This is a genomic window from Streptomyces sp. NPDC096105 (assembly GCF_044763335.1).
Taxonomy (GTDB): domain Bacteria; phylum Actinomycetota; class Actinomycetes; order Streptomycetales; family Streptomycetaceae; genus Streptomyces.
In genome coordinates this window covers 188,108-203,955 of the sequence record NZ_JBIWGC010000005.1, presented here as the reverse complement: position 1 = coordinate 203,955, position 15,848 = coordinate 188,108, and the positions used below count along the sequence as shown (strand labels likewise).

Genomic DNA, 15,848 nt, shown 5'->3' with positions numbered 1-15,848 from the left:
TCGGGTGGGCATGCCGGAGAGCGAGCCCCACGCGGTCGCGCGGACGCCGTCCGCATGCGCTCGTCGTGCCGTACGGGAAGCCTGGGCACCCCGCCGCGGCCCTGCTCCCGGAGGGCCGGAACGCGGGGGCGCCCCCTCTCCGGGAACGGCCGCGCCGCAAGGGTCAGCGGGCGCCGCCGGAGTCGCGGGGCGGCGCGGTGCTCGACCGGACGACGAGGCGCGGCTCCACCGACTTCGGTTCCGACAGGGCGCCCGGAGCCGCGATGGCCCGCAGCAGGTGCGTCACCGCCAGCGCCCCCATCTCCGCGAACGGCTGTGCCACGGTGGTGAGCGGCGGCCAGCTGTACTCGGCGAGTTCGATGTTGTCCACGCCCACCACCGAGATGTCCTCGGGGACCCGCCGGCCCGTCTCGTGCAGCGCCTTGATCACTCCGAAGGCCATTTCGTCGCTGGCGACGAAGACGGCGGTCACGTCGGGGATGCGCCCCAGAACGAGACCGTTGCGGTACCCGGACGCGGGGGACCAGTCGCCTTCCAGCGCGGGAGGCACGGGGCGGCCGGCCTCCTCGAGGGTGTCGCGCCAGCCGTCACGCCTGCTGGCGGCCTCCAGCCACTCCTCGGGACCGGTCACGTGCCACACCGAGTCGTGCCCGAGGTCGAGCAGGTGCTGTGTGGCCAGACGCGCAGCGAGCGCCTGGTCGACGGCCACCACCTCGGTCGCGGAGGTGCGGGACCCGTCGATCGTGACGGTGGGGACCGACTCGGTCAGCTGCTCGATCCGGCGGCTGGTGTGGATGAGCGGCACGGCCAGGACGACGCCCTCGACGTCCTGGTCGGCCAGCCGGGACAGCGCGTCCTCGATGGCGGACGTGTCGAGCGAGGAGGTCGTGACGGCGTTGACGGTGTACCCGGCCGCCCTGGCCGCGTTCTCGATGCCCGAGGTGACGAGCCCGCCCGAGTAGTAGTGGGTGCGCAGCGTCACCACGCCGATGGTGCGGCTGCGGCCCGAGGACAGCACCCGGGCGGCGTTGTTGCGCCGGTACCCCAGCTCCTCCACGGCGGCCATGACCTTGGCACGCGTGTGCTCCTGGACGTTCGGATGGCCCGAGAGCACTCGGGACACCGTCTGCGCGGACACTCCGGCGGCTCGCGCCACGTCCGCCATCCCGGGTGGCCGCTTCGCGTCGGCACTCTGCTTCACCATGGGTCCTTCCTCGTGACCGTGGCCCTCGATGATATCGCTCACAGAATCGGTCGGCGTTGCGCGTGCAGCCTTCGCCGGTTTCTTGCTTGTGAACCGTTGGCATCGATAACAACTTCTGCCATAGTTCGAGCCGTCGACGGTCACTTCGCATAGCACCGCACGCCGCCTGCGCCACGGACGCCTGACGGTCTTCCCGTGCCTCACCTCCCTGGAAGAGGAGTCATGAAGAGATCAATCACCCGGTCCGCCGGAATCATCGGCACCCTGACCCTGGCCCTGACGGCCACCGCATGCGGCGGATCGGACTCGGACCCGGCCTCCTCGTCCGGCAAGGCATCGATAACATTCTGGGGCTGGGCCCCGGGTTACGAGGACGCGGTCGAGGCGTTCAACCGGAGTCACCCGGACATCAAGGTCACGTACCAGTCGGTGCAGCCGGGAGCCAAGGGCGGCTACCAGAAGATGCTGAACGCCGTCACGGCGGGCAACGCCCCCTGCCTGGCCCAGGTCGGTTACGAGACGCTTCCCAGTTTCGCCGCCCAGGGGGCCCTGCTGGACGTCGCCGAGCACGCCTCCGGGGCCGAGGGCGACTTCCAGGAAGCGGCCTGGAAGTCGGTGACCCTCGGCGACCAGGTCTACGGAGCGCCCGTGGACACCGGACCGATGGTGATGTTCTACAACAAGGAGGTCTTCGACTCGCTCGACCTCGCGCCGCCGACCACGTGGGCCGAGTACGAGGAGGCGGCCAGGAAGATCCACGCCTCCGGTCCCGAGCGGTACATCACGTCGCCGTACATGGACTACGACTACGCGGGCCTCGCCTGGCAGGCGGACGCCGGCTGGTTCGGGATCAAGGACGACGCCTGGCAGGTGACCATGGCCTCGAAGGCCAACCGGAAGGTCGCCGACTACTGGCAGGGGCTGGTGGACGAGGGCCTGGTGAGCAACGCCCCGATGTACGACCAGGCCTGGTACACCGGTCTCGGCGACGGTGACATCGCCACCGTCGTGGGCGCGGTGTGGCAGGCCGGCGTCATCAAGGGCGGCGCGGCGAAGGGGGCCGGCAAGTGGGCGGTGGCCCCCATGCCGCAGTGGACCGAGGGGGGCGACCAGGTCGGCAACGCCGGGGGTTCCGCCACCGCCGTCCTCGCCGGCTGCGCCGCGCCGGAGGCGGCCTGGACGTTCGCGCACTGGCTCAGCACCGACCGGGAGGCGTTCGGTGACCTCGTCGACAAGGCCGCGCTCTACCCGGCGGCCAAGGACCTGCTCGACCTCCCCCGGCTGAGCGGGGCGGACGAGTACTTCGGCGGACAGAAGATCTACGACGTCGTCGCCGAGGCGGCCCCGCGCGTCAGCTCCTTCTGGACCTGGGGCCCGATGATGACCAGGACCTCGGCCGACCTCAACGACGGCCTCGGCAAGGCGTGGGCGGGCAAGGGCACGCTCGCCGGAGCCCTGAGGACCGCGCAGCAGGCGACGGTGAGCGAGATGAAGAAGCAGGGCATGGAGGTCGCCGGGTGACCGGCCCGCCGCACCGACGAGCCCGCCCGGTCCACCGCGCACAGTGAGGAACAGCCCCGTGAGCAACGCCGCCGCTCCGGCGGACGTCCGAAGCAGCAGACGCTCCACCGGCGGGCCGCCGCCCGCCGGCGGTGCCCGCCCCGTCCCCGGGGGCCCGCGGAAGAGCCGGCCGGGGGCGCTGAGGCCCCTGCTGTTCTGCGCCCCGTTCATCGTCCTGTTCCTCGGCATGTACGTCGCGCCGATCGTCTACGCCGTGGTCAAGAGCCTGTACACCGTCCGACGGTCGGGACTCGGCCTGACGGCGCCGACCGAGGAGTTCGACCCGCTCGGGAACTACCTGCGGGTGTTCGACGACGGCGCGTTCCTCTCCTCCCTCGGCCGGGTCGCCCTGTTCGGTGTGGTCCAGGTCCCCCTGATGCTGGGCGCGGCCCTCGTCCTCGCCCTGCTGATCGACTCCCGGTCCGCGCGCGGCAAGGGCTTCTTCCGCCTCTCCAGCTTCCTCCCCTACGCGATCCCCGGGGTGAGCGCCGCGCTGGTCTGGTCGTTCATGTACTCACCGCAGTCGAGCCCGATCAACCGGATGCTGGAGCCGACCGGCGTCGGCATCCCGTTCTTCGACGGTGATCTGGTGCTGTGGTCGGTGGCGAACATCGTCACCTGGAGCTGGACCGGCTACAACATGATCATCATCTACGCGGCGTTGCAGTCGATTCCCGCGGAGGTGCTGGAGGCCGCCAGGATGGACGGCGCCTCGGCCGTGCGCATCGCCTGGAGCATCAAGGTGCCGGCGGTGCGCGGCGCGCTCGTGCTCACCGCCGTCTTCTCGATCATCGGCTCGGCCCAGCTCTACAACGAGCCGGTGGTGCTCCAGCCCGTCTCCGACGGCGCGGTCTCCTCCACGTTCACCCCGATCATGTCCGCGCAGAGCGCGATCGCCGCCGGCAACTACCCGTACGCGGCCGCCCAGTCCGTCCTCCTCGCCGTGCTGGTGGGTGTCGTGTCGTTCGTCTTCTTCACGTTCACGGCCCGGGGAGAGCAGGAATGAGCGCGACCGCCACGAACGCGGCCACCACGAAACCGCCCACGATCCGCTCGCGGCGCGACGCGAGCGTGCCGAGCCGGGTCACGGTCACGGCACTGCTGGCCCTGTCGGCCTTCTACTTCCTGCTTCCCCTGTGGTGGCTGCTCGTGTCCGCCACGAAGCCGTTCGGCGAGCAGTTCTCCGGCACCGGCCTGTGGTTCGACGGCTTCGGCCTCTTCGGCAACGTCGCGCGGCTCGGCAGCCATGACGGCGGCATCTTCTGGCGCTGGATGCTCAACAGCGTGCTGTACTGCGGCATCGGAGCGCTGCTGGGCACGGCCTTCTCGGCGCTGGCCGGCTACGCCCTGGCCAAGTACCGCTTCCCCGGCCGCGGGCTGCTGTTCGGGGTGGTGCTGGCGGCGGTACTCATCCCGAAGGTGCTGTTCACCCTGCCGCTGTACCTGATGTTCTCCGGCGTGGGCCTGATGGACAACCCGCTGGCCGTGCTGCTGCCGAGCATGGTCAGCCCGTTCGGTGTCTACCTCTGCCGGGTGTTCGCCGCGCAGAGCGTGCCGGACGAGGTGCTGGAAGCCGGCCGGATCGACGGAGCGGGCGAGTTCCGCGTCTTCCGCTCCCTCTCGGTACGGATGATGCTGCCCGCTCTGGTGACCGTCCTGCTGTTCCAGTTCGTGGAGATCTGGAACAACTACCTGCTGCCCTCGATGGTCCTCGGCGACGACCGGCTGCAGCCCGTCACGGTGGGCCTGGTCGGCTGGAACGCCAGCCATGTCGCGGTACCGCCCGCGCTCGTCGTCGTGGGCTCGCTCGTGTCCCTCGTCCCCCTCCTGCTCGCCTTCCTCTCGCTGCAGCGGTTCTGGCGCGCGGGCATGACCGCGGGAGCCGTGAAATGACCGCATCGGAGCCCGGCACCATGGGACATGCGTCCCCCCGCGGCGGACCGGCCGCCCTCACCTTCCGGGACGGAACGCTGCTGCGGGAGGGACGGCCGCACCGCGTCCTGTCCGGCTCCCTGCACTACTTCCGGGTCCATCCGGACCAGTGGACCGACCGGCTCCGGCGGCTGGCCGCCCTCGGACTCAACACCGTCGACACCTACGTGGCCTGGAACTTCCACGAGCGCACTCCGGGCGACGCGGACTTCGAGGGCCCGCGCGACCTGGAGCGCTTCGTCCGGCTCGCCCGGGAGGAGGGGCTGGACGTCATCGTGCGACCGGGCCCCTACATCTGCGCGGAATGGGACAACGGCGGCCTGCCCGCCTGGCTCACGGACACCCCCGGCATGCGGCTGCGCACCTCCCACCCGCCCTTCCTGGACGCGGTGGGGCGCTGGTTCGACGAGCTGATCCCCCGGATCGCCGCCCTCCAGGCCGGCCGGGACGGACCGGTGGTGGCCGTGCAGATCGAGAACGAGTACGGCAGTTACGGCGACGACCACTCCTACGTCCGCTGGGTGCGGGACGCACTGGTCGAGCGTGGCGTCACCGAACTGCTCTACACCGCCGACGGCCCGACGGCGCTCATGCAGGACGGCGGCTCCCTGGCCGGGGAACTGGCCGCCGCCACGTTCGGTTCCAGACCCGCGCAGGCCGCGGCGCTGCTGCGGGAGCGACGGCGGGGCGAGCCCTTCTTCTGCGCGGAGTTCTGGAACGGCTGGTTCGACCACTGGGGGGAGCACCACCACGTCCGGTCGGCCGACAGCGCGGCGGACGCCCTGGACGGCATCCTCGCCGAGGGTGGTTCGGTCAGTCTGTACATGGCGCACGGTGGCACCAACTTCGGCCTCTGGTCGGGCGCCAATCATGACGGCGAGCGGATCCAGCCGACCGTCACCAGCTACGACTCGGACGCCCCGATCGCCGAACACGGGGCCCTCACCCCGAAGTTCTTCGCGGTGCGGGAGCGGCTGGCCGCCGTCGACCCCACCGTGGCGGACCGGCCCGTTCCCGCGGACCCGCCCCTGCTGGAGCCGCGCTCCCTGGAGCTGACCCGGCGTGCGGCCCTGCTGGAGGGACTGCGCGCCACCGCCGAGCCGGTACGCGCACCGGTACCGCTGAGCTTCGGCGAACTGGGGCAGGCCGCGGGACTGGTGCTGTACGCGGCCGAACCGCTCCTCCCCCCGGGGCCCGTCGACCTGTCCGTGCGGGACCTGCACGATCGTGCCCAGCTGTTCGTCGACGGTGAGCCCGTGGCCGTGCTGGACGACGACAGCTCCGCGGTCACCGTCCGCGGCGCCGGACGACGCGTCCGGCTGGAACTGCTGGTGGAGAACCAGGGCCGGATCAACTACGGCCCTCTGCTCGGCCAGGGGAAGGGCATCCTCGGCGGCGTGCTCGTGGACCGCCGGCAGGTGCACAACTGGAGCATGTACCGGCTGCCGCTGGACGAGTGGACCCGGCAGGACGTCTCCCGGGCCGCCTCGGCCGCGGCGCCCGGGGGGCGGGCGGGCTTCGCCGACGCCCGGCTGGAGGTGGCCGAGCCCGCAGACACCTTCGTCGCCCTGCCCGGCTTCGGCAAGGGATTCCTGTGGGTCAACGGAACCCTGCTGGGCCGCTACTGGGAGATCGGCCCGCAGCGGACGCTCTACCTCCCCCGGCCGCTCCTGCACGCCGGCGAGAACGTCCTCACCGTGCTGGAGACCGAGCGCTTCGGCGACCGCGTCGTCCTGCGCGACCGTCCCGACCTCGGCCCGCCGCAGGAGTACGTCGAGACCTTCGGCTGACCGCGGCGGTGGCCGCGGTCAGGGCCGTGGCCGCGGCGTCGCACGTGCGCCGCGGACGCCCGGACGCCGCGGCTGCCCAGATGTCGCGGTGCGCCGCGCTCGTCGTCCGCGGGGACCGGCCGGGGGGCCGGGTCCGGGGCGGGCGGGTCCGGGGCCGCCCGACCCGGACGGCAGACCCTGTCGCGGGCGTCGCCCGGGAGCGGCGTCCGCACGGGATGACCGGCCGGACCCGCGCAGACGCGGGGAAGGGGGCGCGGACCGGGCCGTGGCCGGCCGCCGCGGGACGCGGTCCGCGCTGACGCGCACGGACGGGGACGAGGCGGGTTCCGCGATCCGGCGGTCACGCTCGACGCCGGTCCTGCGCGCGTCCGCGGCCCGGCCCCTCTCCTCGCGCCGCCCTGGGGGGGTCGGGACCCTGTCAGGGCATCGGTCGCACGTCGAACGGCAAGATGGGGCGGAGGCAGGAGCACGCCGGCGGGTCGTGCACCGAGGAGCAGGGGAGAACGGGGCGCCATGGGCGAGTTCTGGCCGGTACCCGACGTACTGGCGTACCTGAGCGGCAGGTGGCGGGCCGAGCGCGTCGTGCGGGATCTCGCGAGCGGGGACGAGGGGCGGTTCCTGGGGACGGTGGTGTTCGCCCCGCCGGAGGACGGGGACGGCGGTGGCCTGCTGCAGCGGGAGTCCGGTGACTTCACCTGGCGGGGTGTCACCCGGCCCGCCGAGCGCACGCTCCGCTTCCTGCCCGGGCCCGACGGCACCGCGGACGTGCGGTTCGCGGACGGCCGGCCGTTCCACGACCTGGACCTGCGGTCCGGGCGGCACGTCGCCCACCACCCCTGCTCGGCGGACCTCTACCGGGGTGAGTTCACCGTCCGGGACGCCGGCCACTGGCGCGCGGTCTGGCGGGTGCGCGGTCCGGCGAAGGACCTGGAGCTCGTCACGGACCACGCGCGCGAGGCCTGAGCACCGCGGGCGCGGGCCGGGCCTGGCGCAGGAGCGGGCTACGTACAAGGGCGGGCTATGCGCGCAGAGGCTGGGCCGAGACGTTCTCCAGGCGCAGGCTCCACCGGCCCGGCCGCCCGACGACGCTGATCGTCGACAGCGAGCGGACGTCGAAGTTCCAGTAGGTGGCGGGCGGCGCCTCGAGCGCGTGGACGAGCGCCGCGCGGATCACCGACGGTTCGGCCACCGCGACCACCCGGCAGCCGTCCTCGGCGGGCCGGGTGTCCAGCCAGCCGCCGACGCGTCCGATGAAGTCCTGCAGGGACTCCCCGCCGTGCGGTGTGGACCGCGGGTCGGCGAGCCAGGCGTCCGCCGCCTCCGGCTCGCGCGCCATCGCCTCCCCCAGGGTCAGTCCGCGCCAGCGCCCCATGTCGCAGTCGCGCAGCGCGAGTTGGACGAGCGGTGCGTAGCCGAGCCCTTCTCCGGTGGCACGGCTGCGCGGCGCCGGGGAGCAGTAGCGCAGGTCGGCCGCGGCCAGGGGCAGCAGTTCGTGCGCGACGCGTTGCACCTCGCTCCATCCGGCCTGGTCCAGCGGCCGGGGGTCCTCGAACCGCTCGGACAGCACCGTGGAGCTCCCCGCTGCGGCGACGAACGTGACCCGAAGTGCCATGCGGCGATGGTCGGCCGCCGGGGTCGGCTGGTCAAGAGGTACCGGCCGGCCATGACGCAAGGTGGCACGGCCCTCACCCTCCGGCGGGGACGTACGGAACGACTCCGCACGGAACGCCCGCCGGACGCCGTGCGACGCCGCCGGTGGACCGTATGCGCGGCTACTCGAAGAGGAGCGCCATCCACTGGTCGGGCCGCTCCAGTGGCCGGAACCCGAGCGGGGCGTACACCTCGTGCGCGTCGTGCGTGGCCAGCAGCACGCGCCGCACGCCATGGTCCCGCACCTCCTCCCGTACGGCGGTGACGAGCGCGGTGCCGAGGCCCTTGCCGCGGACGGCGGGGTCGACGTACACGTCGCACAGCCAGGCGAAGGTGGCCCGGTCGGTGATGACCCGGGCGTAGGCGGCCTGCGCGCCCGTGACCGTGTCGTACACGCCGAAGTTGAGCGAGCCGCCGATCGCCCGGTCCTGTGTCTCGCGGGGGCGGCCGAGGGCCCAGTAGGCGTCGGTGGACAGCCACCGGTGCACCGTGTCGGCGTCGATCCGGGCGGGGTCGGTGGAGAGCTCGTAGCCCTCGGGCAGGCGGGGGTCGGCAGTCATGCGCCGATGCTCGCAGCCGGCGGCGGCGGGCGTCGAGCCGTCATCCCACCACCTGGGACCAGGCTGTGCGCAGCCGGTGCACGCCCTCGGTGATCTCGCCGGCGCCGGCCACGGCGGCGAAGCTCAGGCGGAGGTGTCCGGCGGGCGGTTCGGCGCTGAAGTAGGGGCGTCCGGGGGTGACGGCGACGCCCGCGCGCAGGGCGGCGGCGGTCAGGGCGGACTCGGACGTGCCGTCGGGCAGCCGTCCCCACAGGTGGTAGCCGCCGGAGGGGATGTGCGGCAGGGCGAGGCCGGGCAGGTGCAGGCGGAGCGCGGCGGTCATGGCGTCGCGGCGGGTGCGCAGGGCGGTGGCGACGGCGCGCAGGTGGCGGGGCCAGGCGGGCGAGCCGACCAGTTCCAGGGTGGCCTCCTGCAGCGGGCGCGGCACGAAGAAGGTGTCGACGATCTGGATGGCCCGCAGCCGTTCCAGCACCGGGCCGTGCGCGGCGAGGGCGCTCACCCGGAAGCTGGGCGAGGTGGCCTTGGTCAGCGAACCGACGTGCACCACCACGCCGTCGGGGTCGTCGGCGGCGAGCGGGCGCGGCAACGGTCCCGCGTCCTCGTGCACCAGCCGCCGCACGAAGTCGTCCTCGACGACGAACGCGCCGGCCTGCCGGGCGATGCGCAGCACCTCGCCGCGCCGCTCGGGGGCGAGGACCGCGCCGGTGGGGTTCTGGAACAGCGGCTGGCAGACGAGGACGCGGGCGCCGGACGCGCGGAACGCGTCGGCGAGCAGCGACGGCCGTACGCCGCCGGCGTCCACCGGGACGGGCACCGGGCGGAGTCCGGCGGCGCGGGCGATGGCCAGCATGCCCGGGTAGGTGGGCGACTCGACGAGGACGGGCGCGCCGGGCGGGGCGAGCGCGCGCAGAGCGGTGGTCAGGGCGGACTGCCCGCCCGCGGTGACCAGCACGCCGGCCGCTGTCACGGGCCCGCCGATGGAGCGCGCGAACCACTCGCGCAGCTCGGGCAGACCCTCCACCGGCGGCCTTCCCCACGCCCCCGGCCGGCGACCGGCCCGGGCCAGCGCGGCCGCCATGGCGCGCTCCGGCTGGAGCGAGGGGTGCAGATAGCCGCCGTTGAACTCGATCACCCCGGGCGCGGGGGCGGCGAGCGAGACGAGCACGCCGGACGCGTCGACCGAGCGGGGGACGAGGTCGGCGGCGCCGTCGGCGCTGAGGGCGACCTCCTGCCACGAGGTGTCCCCGGTGGGGGCGGCCGGTGTGCGGGGCACGGCGCGGAAGGCGCCGGCGCCGGGCCGGGTGACGACCAGCCCCTCGGCGGCGAGCCGCGCCAGGGCCCGGGAGACGGTCACGGGGCTGACCCGGAACCGCTCGACCAGGGCCCGGCTGGACGGGAGCTTCTCTCCGGGAGAGTAACGGTCCAGCTCCTGCCGCAGCCGTTCCGCCAGTTCACCGACGCTGCTACTCTCCTGCATGAGAGCACAGAGTAGCGCTACTGCCAGCGTTCCGATAGCAGTCCCCGCTCCCCCGCGCGGCCGTGGCTTCGGCACCCTCCAGGCCGCCCTCGGAGTGGTCGCCTTCTCCCTGACGTTCCCCGCCACCGCCTGGGGCCTGGAGGGCTTCGGCCCCTGGTCGCTGGTGGCGGTGCGCAGCGTGCTCGCGGCGGTGATCGCCGGGGGCTGTCTGCTGGCCCTGCGGGTCCCGCTGCCCGCCCGTCGCCACTGGCCGGGGCTCGCGGTGGTGGCCGCGGGCGTGGTGCTCGGCTTCCCGATGCTGACCACACTGGCGCTGCGGACGTCCACCACCGCGCACGCCGCCGTGGTGGTGGGCCTGCTCCCGCTCACCACGGCGCTGTTCTCGTCCCTGCGGACGGGCTCGCGCCCCTCGCGCACCTTCTGGGCGGCGGCCCTCGCCGGCGCGGCGGCGGTGGTGGCGTTCACCGTGCGGCAGAGCGGGGGCGCGCTGACCACGGCGGACCTGTACCTGTTCGGGGCGCTGCTGGTCTGCGCGGCCGGCTACACCGAGGGCGGCCGGCTGGCCGGGGCGATGCCGGGCTGGCAGGTCATCGGCTGGGCACTGGTGCTGTGCCTGCCGCTCACCCTGCCGGTCGCCGCGGTCGCCCTGACCGCGGAGCCGGTCCGGCTGACCGCGCACAGCGTGACCGGCCTGCTGTGGGTGGCGGCGGGCTCGCAGTTCCTCGGCCTGATCGTCTGGTACCGCGGCATGGCGTCCATCGGCATCCCGAAGGCCAGCCAACTGCAACTCGCCCAGCCGCTGCTGACGCTGGTCTGGTCGGTGCTCCTCCTGGGCGAGCACCTGCCGGTGGCGGCCCCGGTCACGGCGATCGCCGTCCTGGTGTGCATCGCGGTGACGCAGCGGGCGCGGGGCTGACACACGGTCCGCCGACCGGCGGCAACGCTGTCGGACCGCTGGCGTGTCCCAGCCCCCGCCGTAGACTCGAAGGAGCATGGACCGCTGCTCCCGTACAGGTGAGGAGGCGACGATGCGCGCAACCGAGGGCGACCGGCTTGTCCAGCACGGCAGGGTGGTCGGCCAGCACGACAAGGCCGGCGAGATCGTCGAAGTGCTCGGCCGGGACGGCAGCCCGCCGTACCGGGTCCGGTTCGAGGACGGGCACGAGGGCATCTGCTCGCCCGGTCCCGACACCGAGATCCGGCACCGGGAGAGCGTGACCCGGCACTGATCAGGACGGGGGACCGGCGCTCCGTCCGTGGTGGTCGGCGACCACCCGTGCCATCGCCCCCGCCGGATCGGCCGTCACCTCGCGCGCCGCGAAGAACACGTGCCCCCGCACCTCGGGGTACCGCTTCGCCAGCGTGAGGTGACGGGACAGCTCGGCCGGGTCCTGCCAGGCCGCGGGCTGCGCCGGGTCCCCCGCCTTGTACAGCGCCTCCCCCGCGTACAACCGCGTGCCCGAGCCGCGGACCGCCTCGGCCCACCAGGGCAGCAGCTTCGCGTAGTCGGCGGCGGCGAAGCCGATGTGCCAGTACAGCTGCGGACAGATGTAGTCGATCCAGTTCTCCCCGGCCCACTTCCGGGTGTCCGCGTGCAGATCGTCGTACGACTGCACGCCTGCCCGGGTGTCGGAGCCCCGCGCGTCGACGTCGGCGTTGCGCCACACCCCGAAGGGACTGATCCCGAAGCGGGTGCCGGGGCGGATCGCCCGGATGCCCTCGGCCGTCTCGCGGACCAGCCGGTCGACGTTGTCCCGCCGCCAGGCCGCCCGGTCCGGGAAAGCGGCGCCGTACCGGTCGTAGGCGGCGTCGTCGTCGAAGGTCTGCCCGGCCACCGGGTACGGGTAGAAGTAGTCGTCGAAGTGGACCCCGTCCACCGGGTAGCGGCGCACCGCGTCCAGCATCGCCTCCCGCACGAACGCCCGGACCTCGGGCAGCCCCGGGTCGTAGTACAGCTTCCCGCCGTACGGGATCACCCAGCCGGGGTGGCGGCGCGCCGGGTGGGAGGCGGCGAGCCGGCCGGGGTCGGCGTGCAGGGCGACGCGGTACGGGTTGAACCAGGCGTGCAGGTGCAGCCCCCGCGCGTGCGCCTCCGTGACGGCCGTGCCGAGCGGGTCCCAGCCGGGGTCCGCGCCCTGGGTGCCGGTGAGGTACTGCGACCAGGGTTCGTGCGGGGACGGCCACAGCGCGTCGGCGGTGGGCCGCACCTGGAGCATCACGGTGTTGAGGCGGGCGCGGACGGCGGTGTCCAGGTGGGCGACGAGTTCGGCGCGCTGCCGCTCGGCGCTCAGGCCGGGGCGGGACGGCCAGTCCCGGTTGGTGACGGTGGCCACCCACATGCCGCGCATCTCGCCGGCCGCCGCGCCTCCCCGGGCGGGAGCGCCCGCCGTGTCCGGCGCCGGCCGTGGGGCGGCGGACCCCTGCGTCATGGTGGCCAGGGCGGCCATCGCCGCCGCCGCGAAGCCCCTGCGTGACATCCGCACCCTCGTCCTCCCCCGGACCTCTGTCACGATCGTCCCGGAACCGCCTGGTCAAGGCGGTCCCCCGGCCAGGATGTCCCACCCCCGCGATCGATCATCGATACTTCGGAGTAACGTGCTCGAACGGAGCAGGCGCCGGGACCCGGCACCTTGCCACAGCCGTAAGCAGGAGCGAAAGGGACGATGTGACCGACATCGAACGCGTCGGAGTGGTGGGCTGCGGTCAGATGGGCGCGGGTATCGCCGAGGTGTGCGCCCGGGCCGGGCTGGACGTCAAGGTCGCCGAGACCACCGGCGAAGCCCTGGAGATCGGCCGTACCCGGCTGTTCAACTCCCTGTCGAAGGCGGCGGAGCGCGGCAAGATCAGCGAGGAGGAACTGGCGGCCACCCAGGCCCGGCTGACCTTCACCACGGACCTCGGCGAGTTCGCCGACCGTGACCTGGTGATCGAGGCCGTGGTCGAGAACGAGCAGGTGAAGACGGAGATCTTCCAGGTGCTCGACCAGGTGGTGACCCGCCCCGACGCGATCCTGGCGTCGAACACCTCCTCCATCCCGCTGGTGAAGCTGGCGGTCGCCACGTCCCGGCCGGACCACGTCATCGGCATCCACTTCTTCAACCCGGCCCCGGTGCAGAAGCTGGTCGAGCTGATCCCGGCGCTCACCACCTCCGAGGGCACGCTGAGCCGCGCGCAGGTCTTCACCGAGAAGGTGCTGGGCAAGCACGCGATCCGCGCCCAGGACCGCTCCGGCTTCGTGGTCAACGCGCTGCTGATCCCGTACCTGCTCTCCGCCATCCGGATGTTCGAGTCGGGCATCGCCAGCCGCGAGGACATCGACAACGGCATGGAGATGGGCTGCGCCCACCCGATGGGCCCGCTCAAGCTCTCCGACCTGATCGGCCTGGACACGGTCGCCTCGGTCGCGTACTCGATGTACGAGGAGTACAAGGAGCCGCTGTACGCCGCTCCGCCGCTGCTCCAGCGGATGGTGGACGCGGGGCGGCTCGGGCGGAAGACCGGGTCGGGGTTCTACACGTACGAGTGAGGTCTCATCCGCGGGTCCCGGGCCGGTTCTCCGGCGCGGGACCCGCGGCGTCCTTGCCGAACGCCCGGCGGCAGTGGGTGAGCAGGGCGCTCAGCGCGGGGTTGCGGGCGGGTCGCCAGACCAGGGCGAGCAGGGCCGGTGTGCGCACGTCGGCGATGACGTGGGCGGTGAGGCGGTCGCGGTGGCTCTCCGCCATCGACTCGCTGAGGACGGCGACGCCCAGGCCGCGGGCGGCGAGGCCGGCGACGGCGTCGGCGGCGCTCGCCTGGAGCGCGATGGACGGGGCGACGCCCTGCGCGGCGCAGGCCTGGTCGAACACCGCGCGCAGGCCGGAGCCCGGCGGCATGCACACGACCGGGTACGCGGCCAGGTCGCGCAGGGTGACCTGCCGCCGCTTCCCCAGGGCATGGCCGGGAGGAACCGCCGCGACCAGGCGTTCGCTGACGACCGTCAGCGCGTCCAGCCCGTCCGGTGTCCGGGCCGCCGCCCCGATCAGCGCCAGGTCCACGGCGCCGGTGCGCACCGCCTCGGCGAGCCGGTCGGAGGCGTCCTCCAGCAGCGAGATCTCCACGCCCGGGTGGGCGGCGTGGAAGGCGGCCAGTGCCTCGAACAGCGGCGTGACGGTGCAGCCGATCACCATGCCGACGGTGATCCGGCCGCGGATCAGGCCGCTCACCTCGTCCACGGCCCGGCCGACCGCGCCCGCCGCCGCGAGCGCGTCACGGGCGTGTTCCAGCGCTGCCTTTCCCGCCGGGGCGAGGGTGACGGCGCGGGCGGAGCGGTCGAACAGCTCGGCGCCCAACTCCCGTTCGAGCTGGCGGATCTGGGCGCTGACCCCGGACTGGCTGATGTGCACCCGCTCGGCGGCCCGCGTGAAGCTCCCCTCCTCGGCGACGGCGACGAAGTACTCCAGCTGCCTCAGTTCCATGACTGGAAATTCTAGGTGGCGGAAGAGGCATCTGTTGGACTTCCGATGCGCCGACGGTGACGCTGGGAGTGTCCGAGCGTGACACCAGGAGGAACCGTGTCGGAGTACGAGAAGGCCATGCGTCCGGAGGACCTCACCCGGCTGTTCGTCGAGCGGTCCAACGCCGGTGACGCCGCCGGGGTCGCCGCGCTGTACGAGGAGGACGCGGTGATGGCGTATCCGCCCGGCGAGCTGACGGTGGGGCGGGAGGCGATCCGCGCGCTGTGGGAGAAGGTGCTGGCGAACGCCCCTCGGTTCGAGCCGGAGCCGCCCCTGCCGACCCTGGTCAGCGGGGACATCGCGCTGACCTCGACCCCGCCGCGGGACGGGGCCGGCGCCCGCGCCCAGGTCGTGCGGCGGCAGCCCGACGGGAGCTGGCTGCGGGTGCTGGACCAGCCGGAGTTCGTGCGGCCCGCCTCCTCCGGGGCCTGAGGCGGCGGCGGACGCCCCGCTGGCCGCGTGCGTCCGCCGTGCGGGGTGGCGCGGGCCGTCTACAGGCGCAGGTGGTGCAGGAGGAGTAACGCCGCGGCCATGTTGGCCGCCGGCACCTCGCCACGGGTGATCAGGTCCGGGACCGCTTTCAGGGGCACCCATGCGCGGCGGTCCGACTCGAAGGCGTCCACGGGGTCCCCGACGTACTCGCCCTCGTCGGACCAGTAGATGTGGTGGCGGGCGTCGGTGAGGCCGTTGGACGGCTCCACGCTCATCAGGTGGTGCAGGGGGCCCGGGCGCCAGCCGGTCTCCTCCTCCAGTTCCCGGGCCGCCGCGCCGGCGACGTCCTCGCCGTCCTCCACGACGCCCGCCGCGAGTTCCCAGCCCCAGCTGTCGGTGATGAAGCGGTGCCGCCACAGCAGCAGGACCTCGTCGGCGTCGTTGACGACCGTGGCCACGGCGACGGGCCTCAGCCGTATGAGGAAGTGGTCGAGGTGACGGCCGTCCGGCAGTTCCACCTCCGCGAGATTGACGCTGAACCAGCGGTTCGCATACACGGGCTGTTCGTTCCGCTTCGTCCACTGCATGGTTCCGCCGCCTTCCGGTGAGTAAGGGGCAGAATCGCAGCAGCGGCGGCCGTGCAGCAGGCGCACGAGGGCCGCCCGTGACGCATGGGGCGGCGCGGCGGAGGCACGCGCCGGGCGCGGGACGGTCCGGGACGGGTCGCAGCCGCCCGTCGTGCGCCGGAGG

At 73.5% G+C, this 15,848-nt stretch carries 16 protein-coding genes; 9 read left to right on the top strand and 7 right to left on the bottom strand.

Features of this window, described 5'->3' with window-relative positions; genetic code table 11:
- Positions 1 to 163: 163 nt before the first annotated feature.
- Positions 164 to 1,204 carry a LacI family DNA-binding transcriptional regulator gene (locus ACIQ8B_RS10960; protein WP_106415055.1) on the bottom strand — a complete coding sequence of 347 codons (1,041 nt, stop codon included), beginning with the start codon at positions 1,202 to 1,204 and terminating at the stop codon, positions 164 to 166.
- A 222-nt stretch (positions 1,205 to 1,426) separates the two neighbouring features.
- On the opposite strand from ACIQ8B_RS10960, the gene ACIQ8B_RS10955 reads away from it, so the two are divergent.
- From ACIQ8B_RS10955 to ACIQ8B_RS10935, 5 genes are all read left to right on the top strand, one after another.
- Positions 1,427 to 2,725, top strand: coding sequence for an ABC transporter substrate-binding protein (locus ACIQ8B_RS10955; protein ID WP_403546495.1), 1,299 nt, complete (start codon positions 1,427 to 1,429; stop codon positions 2,723 to 2,725).
- A 58-nt stretch (positions 2,726 to 2,783) separates the two neighbouring features.
- Complete coding sequence (locus ACIQ8B_RS10950) at positions 2,784 to 3,770, top strand: carbohydrate ABC transporter permease (RefSeq protein WP_403546494.1); 987 nt, start codon at positions 2,784 to 2,786, stop codon at positions 3,768 to 3,770.
- A complete protein-coding gene (locus ACIQ8B_RS10945) occupies positions 3,767 to 4,657 on the top strand; it encodes a carbohydrate ABC transporter permease (RefSeq protein ID WP_403546493.1) in 891 nt (296 codons plus the stop codon). Before ACIQ8B_RS10950 ends, ACIQ8B_RS10945 begins: the two co-directional genes overlap by 4 nt.
- Positions 4,654 to 6,486: a glycoside hydrolase family 35 protein gene (locus ACIQ8B_RS10940; protein WP_403546492.1), complete on the top strand. Its 1,833-nt coding sequence runs from the start codon at positions 4,654 to 4,656 to the stop codon at positions 6,484 to 6,486. The genes ACIQ8B_RS10945 and ACIQ8B_RS10940 overlap by 4 nt, the downstream gene beginning before the upstream one ends.
- A 513-nt stretch (positions 6,487 to 6,999) precedes the next feature.
- A complete protein-coding gene (locus ACIQ8B_RS10935) occupies positions 7,000 to 7,449 on the top strand; it encodes a DUF6314 family protein (protein WP_290004423.1) in 450 nt (149 codons plus the stop codon).
- 55 nt (positions 7,450 to 7,504) lie between these two features.
- Here ACIQ8B_RS10935 and ACIQ8B_RS10930 read toward each other — a convergent pair whose 3' ends face one another.
- From ACIQ8B_RS10930 to ACIQ8B_RS10920, 3 genes are all read right to left on the bottom strand, one after another.
- Positions 7,505 to 8,098, bottom strand: coding sequence for a histidine phosphatase family protein (locus ACIQ8B_RS10930; protein ID WP_403546491.1), 594 nt, complete (start codon positions 8,096 to 8,098; stop codon positions 7,505 to 7,507).
- Between the two features lie 160 nt (positions 8,099 to 8,258).
- Positions 8,259 to 8,696, bottom strand: a complete 438-nt coding sequence (locus tag ACIQ8B_RS10925; RefSeq protein WP_403546490.1) for a GNAT family N-acetyltransferase — start codon at positions 8,694 to 8,696, stop codon at positions 8,259 to 8,261.
- Between the two features lie 40 nt (positions 8,697 to 8,736).
- Positions 8,737 to 10,173, bottom strand: a complete 1,437-nt coding sequence (locus tag ACIQ8B_RS10920) for a PLP-dependent aminotransferase family protein (RefSeq protein ID WP_290004426.1) — start codon at positions 10,171 to 10,173, stop codon at positions 8,737 to 8,739.
- On the opposite strand from ACIQ8B_RS10920, the gene ACIQ8B_RS10915 reads away from it, so the two are divergent.
- Together ACIQ8B_RS10915 and ACIQ8B_RS10910 are read left to right on the top strand one after the other, a co-directional pair.
- The gene (locus ACIQ8B_RS10915) at positions 10,172 to 11,089 is read left to right on the top strand and encodes a DMT family transporter (RefSeq protein ID WP_403546489.1); all 918 of its coding nucleotides are present in this window, start codon (positions 10,172 to 10,174) and stop codon (positions 11,087 to 11,089) included. The genes ACIQ8B_RS10920 and ACIQ8B_RS10915 overlap by 2 nt on opposite strands.
- Positions 11,090 to 11,201: 112 nt before the next feature.
- A complete protein-coding gene (locus tag ACIQ8B_RS10910) occupies positions 11,202 to 11,402 on the top strand; it encodes a DUF1918 domain-containing protein (RefSeq protein ID WP_290004428.1) in 201 nt (66 codons plus the stop codon).
- Here the strand turns inward: ACIQ8B_RS10910 and ACIQ8B_RS10905 are convergent, their stop codons facing one another.
- Positions 11,403 to 12,650 carry a glycoside hydrolase family 10 protein gene (locus ACIQ8B_RS10905; protein WP_403546488.1) on the bottom strand — a complete coding sequence of 416 codons (1,248 nt, stop codon included), beginning with the start codon at positions 12,648 to 12,650 and terminating at the stop codon, positions 11,403 to 11,405. It lies immediately after the preceding gene.
- A gap of 188 nt (positions 12,651 to 12,838) precedes the next feature.
- Between ACIQ8B_RS10905 and ACIQ8B_RS10900 the strand changes: the two genes are divergently transcribed.
- A complete protein-coding gene (locus tag ACIQ8B_RS10900) occupies positions 12,839 to 13,699 on the top strand; it encodes a 3-hydroxybutyryl-CoA dehydrogenase (RefSeq protein ID WP_106415043.1) in 861 nt (286 codons plus the stop codon).
- A gap of 4 nt (positions 13,700 to 13,703) precedes the next feature.
- On the opposite strand, the gene ACIQ8B_RS10895 is transcribed toward ACIQ8B_RS10900, so the two are convergent.
- On the bottom strand, positions 13,704 to 14,627 hold the full coding sequence (locus tag ACIQ8B_RS10895) for a LysR family transcriptional regulator (RefSeq protein ID WP_403546487.1): 924 nt from the start codon (positions 14,625 to 14,627) through the stop codon (positions 13,704 to 13,706).
- A 96-nt stretch (positions 14,628 to 14,723) separates the two neighbouring features.
- Between ACIQ8B_RS10895 and ACIQ8B_RS10890 the strand changes: the two genes are divergently transcribed.
- Positions 14,724 to 15,098, top strand: coding sequence for a nuclear transport factor 2 family protein (locus tag ACIQ8B_RS10890; RefSeq protein ID WP_290004431.1), 375 nt, complete (start codon positions 14,724 to 14,726; stop codon positions 15,096 to 15,098).
- A 59-nt stretch (positions 15,099 to 15,157) separates the two neighbouring features.
- Here the strand turns inward: ACIQ8B_RS10890 and ACIQ8B_RS10885 are convergent, their stop codons facing one another.
- A complete protein-coding gene (locus tag ACIQ8B_RS10885; protein ID WP_403546486.1) occupies positions 15,158 to 15,685 on the bottom strand; it encodes an NUDIX hydrolase in 528 nt (175 codons plus the stop codon).
- Positions 15,686 to 15,848: the final 163 nt, after the last annotated feature.

Coding starts and splice junctions, on each gene's coding strand:
- ACIQ8B_RS10960 (WP_106415055.1), bottom strand. CDS start 1,204: ATGGTGAAGCAGAGTGCCGACGCGAAGCGGCCACCCGGGATGGCGGAC.
- ACIQ8B_RS10955 (WP_403546495.1), top strand. CDS start 1,427: ATGAAGAGATCAATCACCCGGTCCGCCGGAATCATCGGCACCCTGACC.
- ACIQ8B_RS10945 (WP_403546493.1), top strand. CDS start 3,767: ATGAGCGCGACCGCCACGAACGCGGCCACCACGAAACCGCCCACGATC.
- ACIQ8B_RS10940 (WP_403546492.1), top strand. CDS start 4,654: ATGACCGCATCGGAGCCCGGCACCATGGGACATGCGTCCCCCCGCGGC.
- ACIQ8B_RS10935 (WP_290004423.1), top strand. CDS start 7,000: ATGGGCGAGTTCTGGCCGGTACCCGACGTACTGGCGTACCTGAGCGGC.
- ACIQ8B_RS10930 (WP_403546491.1), bottom strand. CDS start 8,098: ATGGCACTTCGGGTCACGTTCGTCGCCGCAGCGGGGAGCTCCACGGTG.
- ACIQ8B_RS10925 (WP_403546490.1), bottom strand. CDS start 8,696: ATGACTGCCGACCCCCGCCTGCCCGAGGGCTACGAGCTCTCCACCGAC.
- ACIQ8B_RS10915 (WP_403546489.1), top strand. CDS start 10,172: ATGAGAGCACAGAGTAGCGCTACTGCCAGCGTTCCGATAGCAGTCCCC.
- ACIQ8B_RS10920 (WP_290004426.1), bottom strand. CDS start 10,173: ATGCAGGAGAGTAGCAGCGTCGGTGAACTGGCGGAACGGCTGCGGCAG.
- ACIQ8B_RS10910 (WP_290004428.1), top strand. CDS start 11,202: ATGCGCGCAACCGAGGGCGACCGGCTTGTCCAGCACGGCAGGGTGGTC.
- ACIQ8B_RS10905 (WP_403546488.1), bottom strand. CDS start 12,650: ATGTCACGCAGGGGCTTCGCGGCGGCGGCGATGGCCGCCCTGGCCACC.
- ACIQ8B_RS10895 (WP_403546487.1), bottom strand. CDS start 14,627: ATGGAACTGAGGCAGCTGGAGTACTTCGTCGCCGTCGCCGAGGAGGGG.
- ACIQ8B_RS10885 (WP_403546486.1), bottom strand. CDS start 15,685: ATGCAGTGGACGAAGCGGAACGAACAGCCCGTGTATGCGAACCGCTGG.